We start from the raw sequence: 18,596 nt of genomic DNA on the forward strand, positions 1-18,596 counted from the left end.
GCCGCATGCCGGACACGTGTAGGGATGGTAAGAATCGCGAACCCGCGCGTACAGGCTCGTTCTTGCGTGAAATCTGCCTATTCCTGCTTCGATGCGGTCCGGCGCCGTCAGCCCGAGGCGCCGCGGGAGCGGCCGGGCCGGGAATGAAGGATAATCCGCCTGTATTCAGCCGCGACGCGGTTTTTTTTTCGGAGTTAGCCATGTATCGCGGCATTCAGGCGATCGAACAATTCATGGAATCCATCGGCCTGACCTGGAGCCCCGGCTCGACCGAACGCGCCGAGCTGAAAGTCAGCTACCGCATCGGCAATACCCGGCCCCTGGGCATCGACCGCACGCTGGTGGAATTCCACTGCGACCCCAAGCGCGCCAAAGTCTGGGTGCCGGAGTTCTCGCGCACCAGCTTCCACCAGTGGTTCGAAGTGCCCTACCAGGAATTCGAGTTCACGCCCGGCGGCTCGATGCTGAAGATCAAGGCCCCCGCGCGCGGCAACGCCCCTCCGTACAGCGTGGGCATCAAGCCCCTGGCCTGACCAACTGTTTGTACATGATCGTCGTCGCGTCCAGCTTGCCCGCGTCGCGCGGGTCGCGGCTGAACCCGGGAATCGTGCCGACGGTCCGGTAGCCCATCGACGCATACAGCGGTTCCGCGCTGTCGCCCGTGCGCGTGTCCAGCGTGATCAGGCTGCGGCCCCGCCGGCCCGCCATGGCCTCGGCCTCGGCCAGCAAGGCGCGCGCGATGCCGCGGCGGCGGAAATCCGGATGCACCAGCAGCTTGCGCACCTCGGCGCGGTGCGGCTGGTTGGGCGGCGTATCGCAATCCAGTTGCACCGATCCCGCCACCCGCCCGTCCTGCCGGGCCACCCACAAAGCCAGCGCGCCGCCGGCCACGCCCGGCAGCACCTTCGCGCGCCAGTAAGCCTGCGCGTCCTCTGGCGTGTACGGCAGGACGAAGCTGACGCTGGCGCCGCCTTGCACGCAGGCGTGCAGCAGGCCGGCCAGTTCCGCCAGCAGGGCGTCGGCGTCATCCGCCGACAGGAGCGTCACTTCATAAGGGGTTTGGGACATGGTGGACTCAGACGATGAAGAGCAGGTATCGGGCGCCGGTGTGCGGCGGGGTGGAAAATTCGCTGGCGCCGAACAACTGATAGCGCAGGCAATCGCCGGGGGCCAGGCGGTAGGCCTGGCCGTCGACGGTAATGGACAGCTCGCCTTCCAGCATCAGCAGATGGTGTTCCAGGCCCGCCCGCGGCGAGCGTTCATAGGCGATGCGCGCGCCGGCCGCCAGTTCGCAGGCCAGCACCTCGCCCGCCAGTTGCTGCGCGGGCGGTGAAACCGAGCGGCGGCGGAAACCCGCGCTGTCGTCCACCCACACGGCCTGGGCCTGCTGCGGCACCAGCGGCGCGAATTCGTCCTCGACCATCAGCATCAGGCGCGACATGGTCAGGCCGTAGGCCGCGCACAGCTTGCCCAGCACGCTGGCCGTGGCGCTGACCTCGGCGTTCTCCAGCCGCGACAGCGTGGCGCGGCTGACCCCGGCGCGGCGGGCGAGTTCGTCCAGCGGCCAGCCGCGTTCCTGGCGCAGCGCCTTGAGCCGGCCGGCGATGCGCCGGTCCAGGCCGGCGTCGGAAGGTATCGTGTTTTCCATATAAGAGAATTTCTCTCAAATACGGAACGCCGTCAAGCCCCGGCTACAGCCCTCAGGGCGATTTCGGCACAATATGGGTCATGCACCTGGCCACCCCCCTCATCATGACCTCCCTCTGCCTGAGCTTTCTGAGCGGCTGCAGCCTGCCCTCCCTGGACAAGCGCAGCGAGTCCCGCGCGCTGACTCCCGAGGCAGCGCAACACACACCGCTGGGCCAGGCCATCGCGCCCATGGCGGCCGCGCATCCCGGCAAGTCCGGCATCCATCCCCTGCCCGACGCGTACGACGCTTTCGCCGCGCGCATGCTGCTGGCGCGGGCGGCCGAGCGCAGCCTGGACGTGCAGTACTACATCTGGCACAACGACATGACCGGCACCATGCTGCTGGAGGCCCTGCACGAGGCGGCCGACCGCGGCGTGCGGGTGCGGCTGCTGCTCGACGACAACGGCACGGCCGGGCTGGACGACGAACTGTCCGCGCTGGACGCGCACCCGAACATCGAGGTGCGGCTGTACAACCCCTTCGTGCTGCGCTGGCCCAAGACGCTGGGCTACCTGACGGACTTCAGCCGCCTGAACCGCCGCATGCACAACAAGTCCTTCACGGCGGACAACCAGGCCACCATCATCGGCGGGCGCAATGTCGGCGACGAATATTTCGGGGCGGCCAGCGGGGTGCTCTTCACCGACCTCGACGTGCTGGCCATCGGCGCCGCGGTCAATGACGTATCCATGGATTTCGACCGGTACTGGGCCAGCGAATCGGCCTACCCGGTGGACCGCCTGCTCAAGCAGCCCGAGCCCGGCGGGCTGGACGAACTGGAGCAGGCCGCCACGCAGGTCGAACGCTCGCCGGAAGCCGCCGCCTATGCCGAGGCCATGCGCAAGCTGCCGTTCATCAAGCAACTGCTGCATGGCGAGCTGGCGCTGGAATGGGCCGACACGCGCATGGTCAGCGACGATCCGCGCAAGACCCTGGGCACCGCGCCGCCCGAAGCGATGCTGCCGCATCAACTGCACGAGATCGTCGGCACGCCCACGACGGACCTGGAGCTGGTGTCGCCCTATTTCGTGCCCACGGCCACCGGCACCCAGGCCTTCGCGCAGATGGCGCGGCGCGGCATCAAGGTCAAGGTGCTGACCAACGCGCTGGAAGCGACGGACGTGGCGGTGGTGCATTCCGGCTATGCCAAGCGCCGCAAGGATCTGCTGGCCAGCGGCGTGGAGCTGTTCGAGATGAAGCGCATGTCCGCCGACGTCGAGCACAACAAGAGCATGGGGCCTTTCGGGAGTTCCGGTTCCAGCCTGCACGCCAAGACCTTCGCCGTCGACGGCCGCAGGATCTTCGTGGGGTCGTTCAATTTCGATCCCCGCTCGGCCAAGCTGAACACCGAACTGGGGTTCGTCATCGACAGTCCCACGCTGGCGGGCCGCATCGCCGAGGCCTTCGAACGCGAAATCCCCCTGGCCGCCTATCGCGTCTGCCTGGACGACAAGGGCGAACTCTACTGGCTGGAACAGCGCGGCGGCGACACCATCCGCCACGACACCGAACCAGGCACCACCGTGTGGCAGCGCATGTCGCTGTGGTTCGTGTCGCTGCTGCCGCTGGAACCGCTGCTGTAGGCGTCCGGACATGGCTTCGAACCTGGAGCTTTTCGGCGACGGCGCCCCCGCGCAAGGCGGGTGCGTGGCGCTGGGCCCGCAGTCCGTCGTGCTGCGCGGCTACGCCCTGCCGATGGTCGACGCCCTGCTCGCGGGCGTCGACGCGGTCACGGCGCGGGCGCCCTTCCGCCACATGGAGACGCCGGGCGGCTACACCATGTCGGTGGCGCTGACCAACTGCGGAACCCTGGGCTGGACCAGCGATGCCCGCGGCTACCGCTACACCCGCCAGGACCCGCTGTCGGGCCAGCCCTGGCCCGCCATGCCCGAAGCCTTCGTCCAGTTGGCGCGGGCCGCGGCGGCCGATGCCGGTTTCCCCGGCTTCGCGCCGGACGCCTGCCTGGTAAACCGGTACGAACCGGGCTCGCGGCTGTCGCTGCACCAGGACAGGAACGAACGCGACTACGGCGCGCCCATCGTGTCGGTGTCGCTGGGCATGCCCGCCGTCTTCCTGTTCGGCGGCGACGCGCGCGCGGACAAGGCCTCGCGCACGCCGCTGTTCCATGGCGACGTGGTCGTCTGGGGCGGCGCGGACCGGCTGCGCTACCACGGCGTCATGCCCATGAAGGACCTGCCGCATCCCCGGCTCGGCAGCCTGCGCATCAATTTCACCATCCGCAAGGCGGGCTGACGGCCCGCCCCGCATGAGGGTTCTCCACCTCTGGCCGGCCGGCCGCGGCGGCTCTACCATTGCGCACCTTCCCGCCCCGCGTTCCGGAACCCCATGCGTACACGATCCGCCCTGGCCTTGCTGTGCACCCTGATCGCGGCGTCCGCCCGGTCCGCCGAGCCGCCCCCGGCCCTGATCGAAAACTCGCTGGGCATGGCCTTCGTGCGCATACCCGCCGGCACCTTCCTGATGGGCAGCGACGAAACGCCCGAGTCGCTGGCGCGCGCCTATCCCCAGTATCCGCCGGCGCGGTACGCCCAGTTGTCCGACGAGGCGCCGGCGCATACCGTGCGCATCACGCGCCCGTTCTATCTCGAACGGACGGAAGTCACCGTGGGGCAGTTCCGCCGCTTCATCGAGGCATCCGGCTACGTTCCCGAATCCGAGGCCGACGGGACCGGCGGCTACGGCTACAACCCCTCGTACGATCCCGACAAGTCCGAAAGCGGCGACGCCTTCGAAGGCCGCGACCGCCGCTACTCCTGGCGCAACCCGGGCTTCGCGCAGGGCGACGACCATCCGGTCGTGAACATAAGCTGGAACGACGCCACGGCGCTGGCGCGCTGGCTGACCCTGCGGGAAGGCAAGGTCTACCGCCTGCCCACCGAAGCCGAATGGGAATACGCCTGCCGCGCCGGCACGCGCACCCGCTACCAGAACGGCGACGATCCCGAGGCCATGCCCGACGTCGGCAACGGTTTCGACGCGCAAGCCGGGCCGTTCTGGCCCAAATGGGCGGCCTTTGCGTCGGCCCGCGGGGACGGCCATGCCTTCACCGCCCCCGTCGCCAGCTATGCGCCCAACGCCTTCGGCCTGTACGACATGCACGGCAATGCCTGGGAATGGGTCGCGGACTGGTACGGCGAGGACTACTACGCGCATTCGCCCGCGGACGACCCGCAGGGCCCGGCCAGCGGCAATGTGCGCGTCAGGCGGGGAGGCTCCTGGCATACGTGGGCGCTGTACACGCGGGCCTCGTTCCGCAACTGGAATACGCAGGAAACGCGCTATCCGCTGGTGGGCCTGCGCCTGCTGCGGGAGGCCGAATGACGGAGCCGGCCCCCCGTACGGGTTAGCATAGCCGCACGCTCAACCTCAGAGAGAATCCTGACATGCATTCACTGGGCCGTCTCGTCCTGCTCGTGAACGACTACGAAACCGCCATCGCCTTCTACCGCGACAAGCTGGAAATGGAGGTCTATGCGGACCTGCCCGTGGGCCCGCAACGCTATGTGCACCTGCGGCTGCCGGAACAGCCTTCGGTGGGCGTATGGCTGCTGCAGGCCCTGACCCAGGCGCAGCGCGACCGCGTCGGCGACCAGACCGGCGGCCAGCCGGTAGGCGTCTTCTATACCGACGACGTCGCGCGCGACCATGCCCGCTTCGCCGCCCGGGGCGTGCGCTTCACCAAGGAACCGGTGCACGAAGCCGCCGCCGTGTATGCCCATTTCATCGACCTGTACGGCAACGAATTCGTGCTGGTACAGGCGAAGCCATAGCCTGAAAGCCGGCCCCGGCCGGCCCGCCATTCCGACCAGGAGAACCCCATGTCCAGAGTCATGCTCGTCACCGGCGGCAGCCGCGGCATCGGAGCCGCCGTCGCCAGGCTGGCCGCCCGGCGCGGCTATGCCGTGGCCGTCAACTACCACGCGCGCGCCGACGCCGCCCAGGCGGTCGTGGAAGAGATACGCGGCGCCGGCGGGCGCGCCGTCGCCTTGCAGGCCGACGTCTCGCAGGAGGCGCAGGTGGTGCGCATGTTCCGCGCCGTGGACGAGGAACTGGGCCGCATCGACGCGCTGGTGAACAACGCGGGCATCCTGGAGACGCAGATGCGCGTGGACAGCATGAGCGCCGAGCGCCTGCTGCGGGTGCTGTCCACCAACGTCGTGGGCGCGTTTCTGTGCGCGCGCGAGGCCGTGCGCAGAATGTCGACGCGCCACGGCGGCCAGGGCGGCGCCATCGTCAACGTGTCCTCCGCCGCCGCCCGCCTGGGCTCGCCCAACGAATACGTGGACTACGCCGCGTCCAAGGGCGCGATGGACACGATGACCATCGGCCTGTCCAAGGAAGTGGCCCCGGAAGGCATACGCGTCAATGGCGTGCGCCCGGGCACCATCTACACCGAGATGCATGCCAGCGGCGGCGAGCCGGGCCGCGTGGACCGCCTGAAAAGCGCGATACCGCTGCGCCGCGGCGGCACCGTGGAAGAAGTGGCGGGCGCCGTGATGTGGCTGTTCTCGGACGAGGCCGGCTACACCAGCGGTTCGTTCATCGACGTGTCCGGCGGCACCTGACGCCGCCGCCCGCGGGCTACTTGGGACCCGCGGAGATGACCCGGTTTTCCTGGCGGGAAGCGATGCGCGCCTCGACGCGGCGCAGCACCGCCAGCACGAACAGGGCCATCAGCGTGCTGACCACGGCGGTGGCTTCGCGCCCCATGCCGGCGGCCACGCCGATGGCAGCCGTCATCCAGATGCTGGCCGACGTCGTCAGCCCGTGGATTTCACGTTCATTGCCCAGCTTGATGATGGCGCCCGCGCCCAGGAAGCCGATGCCGGCGATCACGCCTTGCAGCACCCGGCTCAGGTCGCCGACCTGCATGCCGCCCTGCAGCGGCACCAGCACGAAGATGGCCGCCCCCAGCGCGACCAGCATGTGGGTGCGCAGGCCGGCCGCCTTGCCGCTGCGCTCGCGCTCGTAGCCCAGCAGGCCGCCCAGGATCACGGCCATGCCCAGGCGCAGCACGATGCGCGTCGCCTCGCCCGCATCGGGGATGTCGGCGAATTCGCTGCGCAGGGTGGACCAGATTTCCAGCCAGATTTCCGACATCGCCGCCTCCTCGGAGGAAATGGTGAAAGCAGCATAGCAGGCGGCGCGCGCGGGCCGCCACGCCTCGCATGCACTGGCACATATGGGCACAACTGGTTTACAACCTCCTGGTGTCCCGCGCTGTCGCGGGCGAGAACCGACCGGAGGGTTTCATGGATTTGCAGCTAGGCGGTAAACGCGTGCTCATCACGGGCGCATCCAAGGGCATCGGCCTGGCCTGCGCCATCGCGTTCGCCCGCGAAGGCGCCGAGCCCATCCTGGTGGCGCGCGACGACGACGCCCTGCATGCCGCCTCGCAAGCCATCGGCGCGCAGACCGGCCGGCAGGCCCGCGTGCACACGCTGGACCTGGCGCAGCCCGGCGCGGCGGAACGCCTGAGCAAAGAGGCGGGCGACGTCGACATCCTGGTGAACAACGCCGGCGCGGTGCCCGGCGGCGCCCTGGACCAGGTGCAGGACGAGCGCTGGCGCGCCGGCTGGGAACTGAAGGTGCATGGCTACATCGCCCTGGCGCGCCACTACTACCCGCGCATGCGCGAGGCCGGCGCGGGCGTCATCGCCAACATCATCGGCATGGCGGGATCCGCGCCGCGCGCCGACTACATCTGCGGCGCGGCGGCCAACGCCTCGCTCATCGCCTTCACCCGCGCGCTGGGCGGCGAGGCGCCGCGCCATGGCGTGCGCGTCTTCGGCGTGAACCCGTCGCGCACCCGCACCGACCGCGTGCTGACCCTCGCGCGGCAGCGCGCGCAGGCCCGCTGGGGCGAAGAAAGCCGCTGGCAGGAAACGCTATCCGACCTGCCCTTCGGCCGGCTGATGGAACCCGACGAAGTGGCCGACATGATCGTCTTCGGCGCCTCGCCGCGCGCCGGCTACCTCAGCGGAACGGTGATCGACCTGGACGGCGGCGAGCAGTATGCGAGTCATGGGCGGTGAACGGTTCATCCGCCCTGGTCGAGGTCGGTGTTCGACACCTTGGAGGTCAGTGTCTGACACCCCAGGAGATGCCCTGCATCCTGCACGGGTATCGCATGGGTGTCTGACACGGCATTCGCGCATCGGCGGGTGTCAGACACCCGGGAAGATCGGCTTCATCCTGTACGGGCATCGCATTGGGTGTCAGACACGTGACGCGCTGTCCGCTGTCTGAGGGTCAGTGTCTGACACCCCAGGAGACGCCCTGCATCCTGCACGGGTATCACACGGGTGTCTGACACCGCATTCGCACATCGGCGGGTGTCAGACACCCGGGAAGATCGGCTTCATCCTGTACGGGCATCGCATTGGGTGTCAGACACATGACGCGCTGTCCGCTGTCTGGAGGTCAGTGTCTGACACCCCGGGAGACGCCCTGCATCCTGCATGGGTATCGCATGGGTGTCTGACACGGCATTCGCGCATCGGCGGGTGTCAGACACCCGGGAAGATCGGCTTCATCCTGTACGGGCATCGCATTGGGTGTCAGACACATGACGCGCTGCCCGCTGCCTGGAAGTCAGTGTCTGACACCCCAGGAGATGCCCTGCATCCTGCACGGGTATCACACGGGTGTCTGACACGGCGTTCGTGCGTCGGCGGGTGTCAGACACCCGGGAAGATCGGCTTCATCGTGTACGGGCATCGCGTTGGGTGTCAGACACGTGACGCGCTGCCCGCTGTCTGAAGGTCAGTGTCTGACACCCCAGGAGACGCCCTGCATCCTGCACGGGTATCGCGCGGGTGTCTGACACGGCATTCGTGCATCGGCGGGTGTCAGACACTGTCTCTGTCAAGCACCCGCCGCCCGCAGCTCCCAGCCGGCCAGCAGCGCCGGCAGTTGCGCCATGTCGGTGAACACGCGGGCCACGCCCACGCCGCGCAAGGCCTCGGCGCCGCTGTGGCCGCTCGCGTCCGGGCTGTATCCGAATACCGTGGCGCCCGCGGCCACGCCGGCGGTCGCGCCGGTCACCGTGTCCTCCACGATGGCGCAGCGCCGGGGATCCACGCCCAGCGCCTCGGCGGCGGCCAGGTACACGTCCGGCCAGGGCTTGCTGCGCGGCATTTCGTGGCCGCTGAACACGCGCCCGCCGAAGCAATCGGCGATGCCCACCTTGGCCAGTTGCAGTTCCACCTTGCGGCGGTCGGCACCCGAGGCGACGGCGATCCGTCCGTCCAGCGCCTGGTGCAAGGCGCGCACGGCATCCGGCGCGCCGGGTATTTCCAGCAGGTCGCGGTCCAGCGCGTCGTTGCGCCGCTGGCGGAACTGGGCGAACCATTCCTGGCCGAGCGTGGCGCCGGTGCGGGCCTCGATCAGCGGCAGTTCGTCCCTGACGGCCTTCCCGGTGAAGATGCGCATGGTTTCTTCATGCACGATGTCCCAACCCAGTTCGTTGAGCATCTGCGTCAGCACGCGGCTGGTGATGGGTTCGGAATCGACCAGGACGCCATCGCAGTCGAACAGCACGGCGTCAAAGGGAAAATCAGTCATTGCGGCAAGCCGGGGGAAATCCATGAAGCGGGTAAGCATACTTCAAGCGGCCCGGCCTCCCCCGGCGCGGACGCGCCTCAGTTTTCCGCCGTGATGTGCCCGTCCGCCACGACCTTGGCGAACACCGCCGTCTGCGCCTTGATGAAATCGCGGAATTCGTCCTGGCTCATGGGCTGCACTTCCCCGCCCAGTTCGCGCAGGCTGGCCACCAGCTTCTCGTCCTTCAGCGCGCGGCCGATCGCGGCGGCCAGCTTCTGCTGCACGTCCGCCGGCGTCGCCGCCGGCACGAACACGCCGAACCAGTTCTCCAGCGCGTAGTCCGCGAGCGGCGCGTACTCCGCCACGGCGGGAATATCCGGCGCGAACGAGGCCCGCTTCGCGGACGTGACGGCCAACGGCTTGACCTTGCCGCTCTTGATGAAAGGCAGCGCGCCCGCCAGGCTGACGAACGTCAGGTCCACGCTGCCGGCGGCCACGTCCACCAACTGCGCCGACGCCCCCTTGTACGGGACGTGCACCATCTTGATCCCGGCCAGCGATTGCAGCAGCTCGCCATTCAGGTGCTGCGGATTGCCCACGCCGCTGGTCGCGTAGGTCAGCCTGTCGGGATTGGCCCGGCCGTAGGCAACCAACTGCTCCACGCTGGACACCGGCAGCCTGGGATTGGCGACCAGCACGTTGGGCACGCGCGCGATCAGCGCGATCGGCGCCAGGTCCTTGTCCGGCTGGTATTGCATCTTGCTCTTGAACACCAGCGGATTGATCGCGGTCTCGCCCGCCGAGCCCAGCAGCAGGGTGGCGCCGTCCGGAGCGGAACGCACCACCGTCTGCGCGCCCAGCATGCCGCTGGCGCCAGGCTTGTTTTCGACCACAACCCCTTGCGGCATTTCGCCGCGCAGCCGCTCGGCCAGCAGCCTGCCCATCCCGTCCACCCCGCCGCCCGCGGCAAACGGCACGATCAGGGTCACGGGCCGGCCCGCGGCCGGGTCGGCGGCGTGCAGCGGGACCGCCGCGGCCAACGCCAGGGCCGCGCCAGCGGCCAGGGTACGGATTGCATGCATGGTCTGTCTCCTGTGCGGCCGGTTCTCTGCCCGGCCGGGTTTTTCCTTAATTGCATTTTATAGATTCAATATGCAAAAATGGCAGCTATGGAAAACACCAATGCCACGCCGCGCCGCGCCAGCTTCACGCTGGACGGCGTCCGCTACACCTATCTGGACCTGGCCGGCGCCTATAGCGAGGCCTACTTCCGCCTGCCCGTGGTGTTGCGGCTACTGCTGGAAAACGCGCTGCGCAACATGGCCGATACCGAGCGCGACGCCGCCGCGGCCGCGCTGTTCGGCTGGCTGGAACAGGGCACGAGCGAAGCCGAGATCGCCTTCCAGCCCGGACGCGTGCTGATGCACGACACCACCAGCACCCCCGCGCTAGTCGATATCGCGGCGATGCGCGACGCCCTGGCCGAGGCCGGCGTCGACCCCGGCCTGCTGAACCCGGTGCTGCCCGTGGACGTATCGGTGGACCATTCGCTGGCGGTGGAAGCCTACGCGCGCGCCGACGCGGCCGCGTTGAACCTGGACCTGGAACTGCGCCGCAACGCCGAGCGCTACCGGTTCCTGCGCTGGGCGTCCAAGGCCCTGTCCAATGTGCGCATCCATCCGCCGGGCACCGGCATCATGCACACCATCAACCTGGAGCAACTGGCCGCCGTGGTCTGCCGGAAGGACGGCGCCGACGGCGTCTCGCTGCATCCGGACATGATGATCGGCACCGACAGCCACACGCCCATGATCAACGGCATCGGCGTGCTGGGCTGGGGCGTGGGCGGGCTGGAGGCGCAGACCGTCATGTTCGGCATGCCCACCCTGCTGCGCATCCCCGACGTGATCGGCGTGCGCCTGACCGGCGCGCTGGCGCCGGGCGTGACCGCGACCGACCTCGCCCTGACCGTGACCCAGCGCCTGCGCGCCATCGGCGTGTCCGGGGAATTCGTGGAGTTCTTCGGGCCCGGCGCCGCCACGCTGTCGGCAGGCACCCGGTGCGTGGTGGCCAACATGGCGCCCGAGTATGGCGCCACGACCGGCTACTTCCCCATCGACGGCGAAACGCTAGCCTATCTGCGCCAGACGGGCAGGCCCGAAGCGCACATCGCGCTGGTGGGCGCATACGCCGAACGGGCCGGCATCGCGCTGGACCCGGACGCCGCGCCGCGCTATACCCGCGTGGTCGACATCGCGCTGGACCGCGTGCAAATGCACGTGGCCGGCCCGAAGCGGCCGCAGGACCTGCATCCCTACACCGAGACGAAGGCCATCCTGCAAAGCCTGGGCTTCACGCCCCGGGCGCGGGCGGACGGCCTGCCCCGCCATGCCATCGCGATCGCCGCCATCACCAGTTGCACCAACACCTCGGACCCGCGCCTGCTGACGGCGGCGGGCCTGCTGGCGCGCAAGGCGCGCCAGGCCGGCCTGCGCGTGCCCGCCTGGGTGAAGACGTCCCTGGGGCCCGGTTCGCCCGCCGCCGCCGCGTATCTGGCGCGCGCCGGCCTGCTGGAGGACCTGGCCGCCGTGGGCTTCGATATCGTGGGCTACGGCTGCACCACCTGCATCGGCAACTCCGGCCCCCTGCCCGCCGCGGTGCGCGACGCCATGGCGGCCGGCGCGGTCCATCCGGTCGCCGTGCTGTCCGGCAACCGCAATTTCACCGGCCGCATCCATCCCGACCTGGACCTGGGCTTTCTCATGTCGCCGCCGCTGGTCATCGCATTCGCGCTGGCGGGCGACGCCGAGCGCGACCTCGGCCGGGAGCCGGTGCAGATCTCGCCGGACGGCCGCGCCATTCATCTGCGCGATCTCTGGCCCGACGAGGCCGAGATCGACGCCGCGCTGGCCGCCGGCCAGCGGCCCGGCGACTACCGCGGCGCGTTCAGGATCGCCAGCGCCAATCCCGCCTGGCAGGCGCTGCAATCGCCGGATACCGCCCGCTTTCCCTGGGATCCGGCATCCACGGCGCTGCGCCGCCCGCCCTTCGCCTCCACCGAAGAGGCCGGCCAATTGGGCCGCTACACGGCCCACCCCCTGCTGGTGCTGGGCGACGACGTCACGACCGACCACCTGTCGCCCGCCAGCGCCATCCCGCCGGACAGCCCGATCGCCGACTTCCTGGTCGAGCGCGGCGACAAGCGCGACGACCTGAACGTCTTCGCGTCGCGGCGCGGCAACTGGCAAGTCATGATGCGGGCCGCGTTCTACAGCAAGAGCCTCGTCAACCTGCTCTGTCCCGAGGCCCCCGTGGGCCATACGCGGCACGCGCCCAGCGGCGGGATCGAGCCCATCTGGGCAGCCGCGGCCCGCTACGCGCAGGCAGGGCAGCCGGTCGTGCTGGTGGCGGGCGAGCGCTACGGCACCGGGTCGTCGCGCGACTGGGCCGCCAAGGGCCAGCGCCTGCTGGGCATACGCGCGGTGCTGGCGGTCAGCTTCGAACGCATCCACCGGTCCAACCTGATCGGCATGGGCATCCTGCCCCTGCGCCTGCCCGAGGGCGTTACGCCCGCCAGCCTGCGGATACGGTCGGGCGACCGGATCGACATCGACGCCGATCCCGCCGCGCTGATGCCGCGCGGCGCGGTGCCGGTGCGCATCCTGCGCGCCGGCGGCGGGACCGAAACGCTGCTGGCCGCCGCGGCCGTCGAAACCCGGCTGGAAATCCGCCTGTTGCGGATGGGCGGCGTCATTCCCGCTATCCTGTCGGACACGATCGAATCGGCCCAATCCCATCCATGAGCGCGCAAACCAATACCGTCAACAAAATCCTGGAGCTGATCAAGGAAGAGCGCCTGCCCGAAGGCGCGCACCTGACCGCGCAGAAGCTCGCGGACCGGCTGCGCCTGTCGCGCTCGCCGGTCAACGACGCGCTGGGCATTCTCGAACGGCACGGCATCGTGACGCGCAGGCCCAACCGCGGCTACTTCCTGCGGCAGGATTTCGATGCGCTGGCGCAGGACGGCGCCGGGCTCGCGCAGCCCTCCGTCGACGACATCGTGACGCAAAGCTATTTCAGGCTGGCCGACGAACTGCTGCGCGGCGAACTGCCCATGCAGTGCAGCGAAGCCCAGTTGCGCGCGCGCTACGCGCTGACCAACGCGCAGACCCAGGCCCTGCTGGCGCGCATCTCGCAGGAAGGCTGGGCGCATCGCCGGCCCGGCTACGGCTGGGAATTCTCTTCCATGATGACGACGCCGGACAGCCTGCTTCAGTCCTACCGGCTGCGGCTGGCGCTGGAGCCGGCGGCGCTCCTGGAACCCACGTTCCATATCGACAAGGCCGTCCTGGCGCGCTGCCGCGCCGCGGAAAAGCACCTGTTGGACGGCGGCATCGCCACCGACACGGCGGATCAACTGCACGAACGCGGCGTGCGCTTCCACGAATCGCTGGTGGAAGCGTCGGGCAACCCCTTCTTCATCGACACGATCAAGCGCGTCAACCGCGTGCGCCGCCTGCTTTCGTACCGATCCATGCAGGACCGCAGCCGCTACAAGCAGCACTGCGACCAGCACCTGGCGATCCTGGACCTGCTGGAGCGCGAACGCAACGAAGAGGCCGCCGAGGCATTGGCCGCCCATCTGCGCAGCACCCTGGACAACCTGGCCCGCATCCGCGGCATCCTGGCCTAGGGCCGGCTCCATTCCTACCCGACGAGGCTCGCGCCATGCACGTCTATATCGGCTCCCGCACCACGCGCGAACGCAACGCCCGCGGCGAGGGCATCAGCGTTTTCGACTACGACCCCGGCAGCGGGACGCTGACCCTGACGCAGGTGATGGGCGGCCTGCTCAATCCTTCCTACCTGCTGCCGCATCCCGCCCTGCCGGTGCTGTACACCGTGCATGGCGACAGCCACGAGGTCAGCGTGCTGCGCCGCGACACGCGCGACGGATCCCTGGCGCCGTGGCGCACGCAGTCCTGCGAAGGACGCAATCCCGTGCATCTGGCCCTGGGTCCCTCGGGCCGCTACCTGATGGTGTCGAACCACCTGGCCGGCACGCTGGCCGTGCTGCCCGTGGCGGGCGACGGGTCGCTGCACCCCGTATCGCAAACGGTTCGCCTTGAAGGCGAGCCCGGGCCGCACCGCAAGGAGCAGCCTTTCGCCAAGCCGCACTACAACCTCGTCGACCCGTCCGGCCGCTACGTGGCGGTGCCGGACAAGGGCCTGGACCGCGTGTTCCTCTTCGCGCTGGACGAGCGCGGCCTCGGCGCGGAACCGGTTTGCGCGGCCGCCGCGCGCGAAGGCGCCGGCCCGCGCCACGCCGTCTTCCACCCGTCCGGCGCGTGGCTCTACGTGGTCAATGAACTGGACAACACCGTGGCCGCCTATGCGCTGGAAGCCGGCGCGCTGCGGCCGTTCCAGGTGCTGCCCACGCTGCCCGACACCTGCACCGGCAACAGCCGCGCCGCCGGCATCGCGATGGACGCGCACGGCCGCCACCTGTACGTCTCCAACCGCGGCGACGACAGCATCGCCGTGTTCGGGGTAGACCCCGCCAGCGGCAGGCTGACGCCGCGCCAGCACGCATCGACCCGCGGCAGGACGCCGCGCTTTTTCACCCTGTCTCCCGACGGCCGCTTCCTGTTCGCGCTCAACGAGGACAGCGACACCCTGGCGCGGTTCCAGATCGATCCGGGCGACGGCACCCTGGCGGAAGACGGCTGCGTCCTGCGCGTCGGCAGCCCGGTGTGCATGGTGTTCGCGCCGCGCCAGGCGTGATGCGCGGCGGCTTCAGAAATCCATGGAAGCCGACAGCATCACGGTGCGCGGCACGCCCTGCGAGATCGTGCCGTACGAAGCCACGCCGGACCAGTACGCCCGGTTGAACACATTGACCACGTTGGCCCGCAGCGTGACGTCCTTGCCGTAGACCTTGGCGGCGTAGCGCGCCCCCAGGTCGAAGGTGGTCCACGACGGCACGGACTGCGTGTTGGCCTGGTTGATGTATTCGCGTCCGGTGTGGACCATGCTGCCCGTCAGGGTCAGGCCGGCCACCCACGGCGTATCCCACTCCGCGCCCAGATTGACCGACACCTTGGGCACGCCCACGGGCCGGTTGCCCACCCTGGCGCGGCTGGCCGTGCGCGTCAGCTCCGCGTCCAGGAACGTCACCCCGCCCAGCAGGCGCAGCCCACGCAGGGGTTCGCCGGCGACGTTGAACTCCAGCCCGCGATTGCGCTGCTCGCTGTCGGCGCCGTACACGCCATCGGTCAACTGGCCGCTGGGCTTGGTGATTTCGAAGGCGCTCAGCGTCAGCATGGCGCTGTCCAGGTCCAGCTTGACGCCCACCTCCTTCTGCTTCGCCTTGTAGGGCTTGAACACCTGGCCCGCGTTGGACGCGGTGGCGGGCGCCACGTCGCCCTTGCTCAGGCCTTCAACGTAGTTGGCGTAGAACGACACATGGTTCCAGGGCTTGACGACGAGGCCCGCCAGCGGCGTGGTCGCGCGCTCGTCATAGCTGACGGTCCGCTCGCCGGTCGCCGCGTTGAAATTGCGGGACTCGATGCGCTGCTGGCGCACCCCCAGGGTCAGTTGGGCGCGCTCGTCCAGGATGCTGAGCGTATCGGCCAGGGCCAGGCCGGAAAGGTCGGACGACGACACCTTGGGCACGTTGGCCGGCGCGGGGATGTACTGCTCCGGACGCGTGACGGGGTGGTAGATGTTGGACGCGAGGGGCGTGCCCATCACGCTCGCCTGCGAATTGCGGTCGCTGTACAGGCTGCCCATGAAGCTGATGGCATGGCGCACCGGCCCCGTGTCCAGCTTGGCCCGCAAGCCGGCGTTGTAGGTGCTGCGGTCCACCTGGAACCGGAAGTTGTTCGGCGTGACGAGCGTATCGCCGGCTTCGTTCACGATCGTGGGCGTCTGGTCCGACAGCCGCGCGATGCTGGTGTCCGAACCGCCCGCATCGGCGAACACCGTCAGGCGGTCGCCGATGTCGTACTCCACCCTCAGCAGCGCCGATTGTCCGTCGGACTTCCACCAGCCCCACGGCTGCGTGGCGTTGCGCCGGCCGTCGGCCGCATGCGGCGCGTCGATGCCGGCGGCCACCAGGAAAGGCCGCGTGGGCGCGTCGATCTTCTCGTTCTGCGTCAGCAGGTCCAGCGACGCGCGCAGGCGTTCGCCCTGGTAATCCAGCGACAAGGCGCCGATGTCGGTGCGCGAATGCAGATTGTCCAGCGGCGTATCGCCCTGGCGGTGCATGCCGTTGACGCGCACCCCCCATTCGCCGGCGGCGCCGAAGCGGCGGCTCAGGTCGGCCCGGGCGCCGAACTGCGAATCGGCCATGTAATCGGCCGACACGCGGGTCAGGTCCTCGGGCAGCGCCCGCTTGGGCACCATGTTGATCACGCCGCCCACGCCGCTGTTGGGCGACATGCCGTAAAGAAGCGCGGCCGGCCCCTTCAGCACCTCCACCCGCTCGATGTAATCGGTGAAAACGTGATAGTTGGGCGCCACGCCGTAGACACCGTCGAAGGCGATCTCGCCGAGGTTGCCTTCGCCGATGGGAAAGCCGCGGATGTAGAACGAATCGGTCACGCCGCCGATCTGGCCGGTGAAGCGCACCGAGGGTTCGACGTTCAGCGCGTCGGCCAGCGTCACCGCCTGGCGGTTCGCCAGCAGTTCGGACGTGTAGTTCGTGACGTTGAACGGCGCGTCCATCACGTCGCGGTTGCCCAGCAGCCCCAGGCGGCCGCCGCGGGCCACCTGGCCGCCGGCGTACTCCGCCGGCAACGCATCGCCTGCCACGCCCGCGCCGGCGACGGTAACCGTGGGCAGCACGGTCAGCGGCTCTCCCGGGCCGGGCGGCAGCTTGCGCAAGGCATAGGCGCCATCGCCCTGCTCCGACAAGGCATAGCCCGATCCGGCCAGCAAGCGGGAAAATCCCTCCTGCGCGGTGTAGGCGCCGTTCAGCCCGTCGCTGCGCCGGCCCGACAGCATCGCCGGATCGAACGACAGGGGCACGCCCGACGCCGCGGCGAACTGGGCGAGCACGTCGCCCAGGGGGCCCGCGGCGATGGCGTAGGACTTGCGCGCCGCGCTGCTGACGGTGTCCGCCGCCGCGGCCGGTGAAGGGGCTCCCGCCGCGGCCAGCAGCGCCAGGCCCAGGCCAGCGGCCCGGACCATCGCGCCCACGGGCGGCAGAACGGCTTTGCCGCGAGGCGTGCGCGGCAAACGGGGAATTCTGGAAACCATGAAACGATCCTTCGTAAGGGACTGGGTAGCGCGCGGGTCGCGGCGATTCACCCGGTACACCGAACGAAGCGGAAAAAAGTGTCAGCCGGTCTGCGATTAATTTGTAACGCCGGCGCGGGGCGCGAGCGTCGTCCAGTACGGCGTGATCCGGCTCACCCTCACCGGCAGGGTCTTTTCCAGGAGCCGCAGGCTGGCGTCGATGTCGTTCAGCGGGAAGGCCCCCGACACCCGCAGCCCGGCCACCCCCGGGTCGCAGCGCAACACGCCCCGCCGATAACGGCCCAGTTCGTCCACCAGGTCGGCCAGCCGCCAATTCCGGACGGCAAGCATGCCCTGCTCCCACGACACCGCGGACTCGTCGGCCGGAACCTGGAGGCCGGCTTCGCGCGCGTTGAAGACCGTCTGCCGCCCCGCCGGCAGCAACATGGCGGCCGCTCCCGCCGACGCGGGCCGGATCTCGACCGCGCCGTCGAAGACCGCAACGCGCACCGAGCCGCCTTCGTCGCGCACCATGAAACGCGTGCCCAGCGCGCGTATCGCGCCCTGTCCGGTCTGGACGATGAAGGGGCGCGGAACCGGCGAAGGATCGTGGCCGGTGGTCAGCAGGATTTCGCCCGCCCGCAGCCACAGCAGGCGCTGCCGGGGGGTGTAGTCGATGTCCACCGCGCTGGCGGTGTTCAGCACCAGTTGCGTGCCGTCGGCCAGTTCCATGCGGCGGCGCTCGCCGGTCGCCGTGCGCGCATCCGCGCTCCACGCCCGCCAGGGCAGTTCGCGCGCGCCCCACCACACGGCGGGCGCCAGGACCAGCAGGCCGCCCAGCGCGCGCATGGCCTGCCGGCGGCCCGGGCGGTCGAGCCGGCGCAAGGTGTCGCCTCCGATCCGCAGCGGCACCTGCCCGAATCCGCGCAGCATTTCCTCGGCCCGCGCCCAGGCGGCGGCATGCTCGGCGCTGCGCCCGCGCCAGCGCTCGAACGCGGCGCGATCGGACGCCGACAGGGTCTCGGACTGCCAGCGCACCACCCAGCCCGCCGCTTCCTTCAGGATGGCGGGATCGACGGCGGCGCTCATCGGACCACCT

At 69.6% G+C, this 18,596-nt stretch carries 17 protein-coding genes; 10 read left to right on the forward strand and 7 right to left on the reverse strand.

Annotation, left to right across the window (positions count from 1 at the left end; all coding sequences use genetic code 11):
- Nucleotides 1-200: 200 nt before the first annotated feature.
- Nucleotides 201-533: a hypothetical protein gene (locus tag WHX56_RS28930; protein ID WP_129243134.1), complete on the forward strand. Its 333-nt coding sequence runs from the start codon at nt 201-203 to the stop codon at nt 531-533.
- Here WHX56_RS28930 and WHX56_RS28935 read toward each other — a convergent pair.
- Both WHX56_RS28935 and WHX56_RS28940 read right to left on the reverse strand, forming a co-directional pair.
- A complete protein-coding gene (locus WHX56_RS28935; protein WP_129243132.1) occupies nt 517-1,068 on the reverse strand; it encodes a GNAT family N-acetyltransferase in 552 nt (183 codons plus the stop codon). The two genes, WHX56_RS28930 and WHX56_RS28935, sit on opposite strands and share 17 nt — an antisense overlap.
- A 7-nt stretch (nt 1,069-1,075) precedes the next feature.
- Nucleotides 1,076-1,648 carry a helix-turn-helix domain-containing protein gene (locus WHX56_RS28940; RefSeq protein ID WP_129243129.1) on the reverse strand — a complete coding sequence of 191 codons (573 nt, stop codon included), beginning with the start codon at nt 1,646-1,648 and terminating at the stop codon, nt 1,076-1,078.
- Nucleotides 1,649-1,728: 80 nt separating this feature from the next.
- Here WHX56_RS28940 and WHX56_RS28945 point away from each other — a divergent pair, with 80 nt between their 5' ends.
- The 5 genes from WHX56_RS28945 (at nt 1,729) to WHX56_RS28965 (ending at nt 6,276) form a co-directional block, all read left to right on the forward strand.
- On the forward strand, nt 1,729-3,273 hold the full coding sequence (locus tag WHX56_RS28945) for a phospholipase D family protein (RefSeq protein WP_338879665.1): 1,545 nt from the start codon (nt 1,729-1,731) through the stop codon (nt 3,271-3,273).
- Nucleotides 3,274-3,283: 10 nt separating this feature from the next.
- Nucleotides 3,284-3,943 carry a DNA oxidative demethylase AlkB gene (gene alkB, locus WHX56_RS28950; RefSeq protein ID WP_338879666.1) on the forward strand — a complete coding sequence of 220 codons (660 nt, stop codon included), beginning with the start codon at nt 3,284-3,286 and terminating at the stop codon, nt 3,941-3,943.
- A 93-nt stretch (nt 3,944-4,036) separates the two neighbouring features.
- Nucleotides 4,037-5,032, forward strand: coding sequence for a formylglycine-generating enzyme family protein (locus tag WHX56_RS28955; RefSeq protein WP_129243123.1), 996 nt, complete (start codon nt 4,037-4,039; stop codon nt 5,030-5,032).
- Between the two features lie 62 nt (nt 5,033-5,094).
- Entirely contained in the window at nt 5,095-5,481 is a 387-nt protein-coding gene (locus WHX56_RS28960; RefSeq protein ID WP_129243121.1) for a VOC family protein, read from the forward strand.
- A gap of 48 nt (nt 5,482-5,529) precedes the next feature.
- Nucleotides 5,530-6,276, forward strand: coding sequence for an SDR family oxidoreductase (locus tag WHX56_RS28965; protein ID WP_129243119.1), 747 nt, complete (start codon nt 5,530-5,532; stop codon nt 6,274-6,276).
- Nucleotides 6,277-6,292: 16 nt separating this feature from the next.
- Here WHX56_RS28965 and WHX56_RS28970 read toward each other — a convergent pair whose 3' ends face one another.
- Nucleotides 6,293-6,811: an MgtC/SapB family protein gene (locus tag WHX56_RS28970; RefSeq protein WP_129243116.1), complete on the reverse strand. Its 519-nt coding sequence runs from the start codon at nt 6,809-6,811 to the stop codon at nt 6,293-6,295.
- 152 nt (nt 6,812-6,963) lie between these two features.
- Here WHX56_RS28970 and WHX56_RS28975 point away from each other — a divergent pair, with 152 nt between their 5' ends.
- Nucleotides 6,964-7,746 (forward strand): SDR family oxidoreductase, encoded by a 783-nt coding sequence (locus WHX56_RS28975; RefSeq protein WP_129243114.1) that lies wholly within the window; start codon nt 6,964-6,966, stop codon nt 7,744-7,746.
- An 832-nt stretch (nt 7,747-8,578) separates the two neighbouring features.
- On the opposite strand, the gene WHX56_RS28980 is transcribed toward WHX56_RS28975, so the two are convergent.
- Both WHX56_RS28980 and WHX56_RS28985 read right to left on the reverse strand, forming a co-directional pair.
- Nucleotides 8,579-9,277 (reverse strand): HAD family phosphatase, encoded by a 699-nt coding sequence (locus WHX56_RS28980; protein WP_338879667.1) that lies wholly within the window; start codon nt 9,275-9,277, stop codon nt 8,579-8,581.
- Nucleotides 9,278-9,354: 77 nt separating this feature from the next.
- Nucleotides 9,355-10,338 carry a tripartite tricarboxylate transporter substrate binding protein gene (locus tag WHX56_RS28985; RefSeq protein ID WP_338879668.1) on the reverse strand — a complete coding sequence of 328 codons (984 nt, stop codon included), beginning with the start codon at nt 10,336-10,338 and terminating at the stop codon, nt 9,355-9,357.
- A gap of 87 nt (nt 10,339-10,425) precedes the next feature.
- On the opposite strand from WHX56_RS28985, the gene acnA reads away from it, so the two are divergent.
- From acnA to WHX56_RS29000, 3 genes are read left to right on the forward strand one after another with little or no spacing between them, the layout of a single operon-like run.
- Nucleotides 10,426-13,059, forward strand: a complete 2,634-nt coding sequence (gene acnA, locus WHX56_RS28990) for an aconitate hydratase AcnA (RefSeq protein ID WP_338879669.1) — start codon at nt 10,426-10,428, stop codon at nt 13,057-13,059.
- A complete protein-coding gene (locus WHX56_RS28995; RefSeq protein WP_338879670.1) occupies nt 13,056-13,949 on the forward strand; it encodes a GntR family transcriptional regulator in 894 nt (297 codons plus the stop codon). Before acnA ends, WHX56_RS28995 begins: the two co-directional genes overlap by 4 nt.
- Nucleotides 13,950-13,984: 35 nt before the next feature.
- Nucleotides 13,985-15,040, forward strand: a complete 1,056-nt coding sequence (locus WHX56_RS29000; protein ID WP_338879671.1) for a lactonase family protein — start codon at nt 13,985-13,987, stop codon at nt 15,038-15,040.
- 12 nt (nt 15,041-15,052) lie between these two features.
- On the opposite strand, the gene WHX56_RS29005 is transcribed toward WHX56_RS29000, so the two are convergent.
- Together WHX56_RS29005 and WHX56_RS29010 are read right to left on the reverse strand one after the other, a co-directional pair.
- A complete protein-coding gene (locus WHX56_RS29005) occupies nt 15,053-17,518 on the reverse strand; it encodes a TonB-dependent receptor (protein ID WP_338879672.1) in 2,466 nt (821 codons plus the stop codon).
- 96 nt (nt 17,519-17,614) lie between these two features.
- Nucleotides 17,615-18,586, reverse strand: a complete 972-nt coding sequence (locus WHX56_RS29010) for a FecR family protein (RefSeq protein ID WP_338879673.1) — start codon at nt 18,584-18,586, stop codon at nt 17,615-17,617.
- Between the last annotated feature and the right edge of the window lie 10 nt (nt 18,587-18,596).

It is taken from the genome of Achromobacter veterisilvae, assembly GCF_037619525.1.
GTDB lineage: Bacteria > Pseudomonadota > Gammaproteobacteria > Burkholderiales > Burkholderiaceae_B > Achromobacter > Achromobacter veterisilvae.